The sequence below is a fragment of the Pigmentiphaga sp. genome (assembly GCF_019689535.1).
GTDB lineage: Bacteria > Pseudomonadota > Gammaproteobacteria > Burkholderiales > Burkholderiaceae_B > Pigmentiphaga.
Genome location: NZ_JADGHH010000255.1, coordinates 1 through 4052, shown reverse-complemented (window position 1 = coordinate 4052; position 4052 = coordinate 1). Strand labels below are relative to the sequence as shown.

The following is a 4052-nucleotide window of genomic DNA, read 5'->3' as shown; positions in this document are numbered from 1 at the left end:
GGTAATTGTCGAGCCGCTGGCCGTCGTGCGCTTCGTCTACCTCCACTAGCCGCACCGAGGGGGCCGGAGGCGTTTCCGAAGGCGGGGCCGGGCGGGATCTACCGGCAGAGAATTTCGCTTTGCGCAACAATGGGAGCGACATATAATCCTGAAGCCTGATGGAATCAGGCGGGTTGGAGCACAGGGTTGACGCACACGTTGACCGCATGTCCCTAGTCCGCACTTCCGGCGTCGAGACGCGCTTGTCGCGGCGTTTCCGCCTGACGTGCGTGAGACCTTTCCGAAACCCGGCCGCGGTGCCCGTGTAGCTGCGGCATGCCGCCGACGTCTCGCGGTTGGCCGTGCAGCCTTGGCAGCACCGCCGGGTCTGGACAGGTCGCAAGGTGTGCCGGAATTGTACCCGTCCCGCCCGCCGGATTCTTCCGGGTCGTCATGGTCGCCCGCTCGTCGCACCGCAATGGCATCCAGAACTGGAGCCAGCCAAGCAACGACGGATATGCGCCCGCGAACGCTAGTAAGAAGAGAAACCGTCGTCGTATACGCAAAGGCTCGCCCATGAGGCGTGCCTGTCTGGCTCGCACAAACCGTGAACAACCCTGATTTCGATCCCGCAATCGTCCATCGTCCCCACCGCAGGCTGCGGTTCCAGGGCAATGGCTGCGGCATCCACGGTGCCTGCGCTCTTTCCCGACCTCGCGCACACCCGCCCAGCCGGTCATCGTGACCTGAATCGGCGTGGTGCGGCACTTCGCGCACCGGTTCTCTCCACTCGCTCCGCGAATCGCGCATCTTCCTGACGGCCCGAGGCTGCGCGCCGGTTTTTCGGCGCGACACGACCACGGAGAACTTCGTACATGAAGCGCATGCTGTTTAACGCAACGCACCAGGAAGAACTGCGCGTTGCCATCGTCGATGGGCAAAAGCTCATCGACCTCGACATCGAAACCGCCGGACGCGAACAACGCAAAGGCAACATTTACAAAGGCGTCGTCACCCGCATCGAACCCAGCTTGGAAGCCTGCTTCGTCAACTACGGCGAAGAGCGCCACGGCTTTCTCCCCTTCAAGGAAATCGCCCGCAGCTACTTCAAGGAGGGGGTGGACGTACGTAGCGCCCGCATCCAGGACGTCTTGCACGAAGGCCAGGAGCTAATCGTCCAGGTCGAAAAGGAGGAACGCGGCAACAAAGGCGCCGCCCTGACCACCTTCATTTCGCTCGCCGGCCGCTATCTGGTGCTGATGCCCAACAACCCGCGCGGGGGCGGCGTCTCCCGCCGCGTCGAAGGCGAAGACCGGCAGGAACTGCGCGAAACCATGGAGCAGCTCCAGGTTCCGCCGGGCATGAGCATCATCGCGCGTACGGCCGGCATCGGCCGTACCGTGGAAGAGCTGCAATGGGACCTCTCCTACCTGATGCAGCTGTGGACGGCCATCGACAACGCCGCCCGGGAGAACGCCGGCCCGATCCTGATCTACCTCGAATCCAGCCTGGTCATCCGGGCCATTCGCGACTATTTCTCGCCCGATATCGGCGAAATCCTCATCGATACCGACGATATCGCCGACCAGGCCTGCGCGTTCATGAGCGTGGTCATGCCGGACAACGTCCAGCGCGTGAAACGCTACCGCGACGACGTGCCGCTGTTCTCGCGCTTCCAGATCGAGCACCAGATCGAGACGGCCTACGCCCGCACGGTGCCCCTGCCCTCGGGCGGGGCGGTCGTCATCGACCACACCGAAGCGTTGGTCGCGGTGGACGTCAACTCGGCCCGCGCCACCAAGGGCAGCGACATCGAAGAAACCGCGCTGCGCACCAACCTGGAAGCGGCCGACGAAGTGGCTCGCCAGCTCCGCCTGCGTGACCTGGGCGGCCTGATCGTCATCGACTTCATCGACATGGAGGACAGCAAGAACCAGCGCGCCGTGGAGCAGCGGCTGCGCGAAGCCCTCCATTTCGACCGCGCCCGCGTGCAAATGGGCAAGATCTCCCGCTTCGGCCTGATGGAGCTGTCGCGCCAGCGGCTGCGCCCCGCGCTGAACGAGGGGTCCCACATCACCTGCCCGCGCTGCAACGGCACCGGCGTCATCCGCGATACCGAGTCCAGCGCCCTCCAGGTGCTGCGCCTGATCCAGGAAGAAGCCATGAAGGAGAACACCGCTGCCGTGCACGCCCAAGTGCCAGTGGAGGTGGCCACCTTCCTGCTGAACGAAAAGCGCACCGACATCGCCAAGATGGAAGCGCGCCTGAAGGTCAATATCATCCTGATCCCGAACAAGCACCTCGATACGCCGCATCACCGCATCGAGCGCCTGCGCCACGACGATCCGCGCCTAGAGAGCACCAAGGCCAGCTTCGAGCTTGCCGAGGCCCCCGAGACCAACCTCGCCTACTCGGCCCAGGAGCACGAGGTCAAACCCCGCCCCGAGGCCATCGTCAAGGGCATCACGCCCGCGCAGCCGGCGCCGGTTTCTTCTTCCACCGACGGCGCCAACGGCCGTGGGAAACAAGCTGCGCAGGCCGAAACGCAGAACGGTGGATTCTCCCGGTTCATCTCGCGCCTCATGGGTTGGTTCAAGGGCCAGCCCGAACCCGCCGAAACCGACGCCCGCCCGCGCAAGGAAGGAGCGCGCGAGGATCGCGACCCCCGCAACCGGCGCCGCCATGCGCAAGGCAACCGCCGTCGCGACAACCGCGAGCCGCGCGCCGATGAGCGCGAACGCCAAGACGGCGACGAGATGCGCAAAGACACCCGCCCCGCTCGCCGCGAAGGTCGACGCGACGACCGTCCACGTGCCGCCAAACAAGAAGACGCGCTGCGTAGCGCACCCGCCCCGGTAGAAGACTCCGAACAATCGTCCGGCGAAACCCGCGGCCGCAACCGCCGCCGCAGGGGCGGACGCCGTGAGGAACTTCCCGTCGAGGAAGCCGTCGGCGCCGTGACCGCCGCCGCAACGACGATGGCTCCGGCAGCGGCCGCCGTACCTGCGCCAGAAGCGCCTGCCGAGGAACCCCAGACGCTGGCCGCAGCCGAGGCGCAAGCCGAGGTCACCCAGCATGAGGGGGAAACCCAGGCCGTCGTTGCGGAAGGCGCCCAGGAAGGTGAACCCGAGCGCAAACGCCGCCGTCGCCGCGGTCGCCGCGGCCGCCGCCAGGGCGAAGCCGGCGTCGCATTGGCCGACGATGCTTCCGTGCAGGACGACGAGGCCACGGGCAACGACGAAGCCGTGCAACAGGAGGCTGCCGCTGTCCCGCCCCAGCCCCCTGCCGTCGTCTCCGAGCCCATCGTCGTCGCAGCCGAGGAGCTGCCGGTAGATGCGCCCGTGCCCGTGGTGGCCGAGGTCGTCCAGCCCCCGGCGCAACCGGCGGAAACGTCCGAACCGGAAACGCCCGAACCCGCCGGTGAGCCGGGCCTGGAAGCCACTCCGGCTCCGGTCGAGGTGGACGAAGCACCCGTCATTGCGGCCTTCGCGTCGGTGGAAGCCGAAACGCCGGCCGAGCTGGCCCAGGCCCAAGGGGAGGAGGCGCCCGCCCAGGCCGACGCTGCGGCGGTCGACGCCGCGGTGGCCGACGTGCCCCCGGCTCCCGAGCCCGAGCGCGAACCCGAGCCGGCTCCCGCCATGGACGAAGCCAACGCCAAGGCCGAGCAGGCGGCGTCCATTCTCGATACGCCGACACAGATCGTTGTGTCGCAGCCGGACGCCGACCCCTCCCGGGACGAGCTGCTGCGCGTCATCGAACAAGCCGGCATGCAGTGGGTCGAAACCGATAGCGCCAAGCTGGCGGCCGCCCGCCATTCCATGCAGGAATCGACGATCCGGCTGGGCCGCGAACCCCGCGTTCGGCCGCCCGTCGTGAGCGAAGCGCTGATCCAGGTCGAAACCCGCCCCGAACTGCGCACCTGACGTGGGGCAGTAAAAAAGAATGCCGCACGCATGGCGTGCGGCATTTTTTCGTCTAGCGCCTGCAAATGCCGGTTGTCGTTCCCTAGCGCCGCGCCGGCGACTCGGCCGGCTTCACGCCCCCCGAACGGCAAAGGGGCCTGCGCCCCAGCC

General features: G+C 67.2%; 1 protein-coding gene. It reads left to right on the top strand.

The window, feature by feature from the left end; all coding sequences use genetic code 11:
- Window positions 1-854 precede the first annotated feature (854 nt).
- Complete coding sequence (locus tag IRZ12_RS16150; protein ID WP_296470630.1) at window positions 855-3902, top strand: Rne/Rng family ribonuclease; 3048 nt, start codon at window positions 855-857, stop codon at window positions 3900-3902.
- The last annotated feature ends 150 nt before the right edge of the window (window positions 3903-4052 follow it).

Excerpts from the sequence above, each read along its gene's own strand:
- IRZ12_RS16150 (WP_296470630.1), top strand. The coding sequence starts at position 855 with ATGAAGCGCATGCTGTTTAACGCAACGCACCAGGAAGAACTGCGCGTT.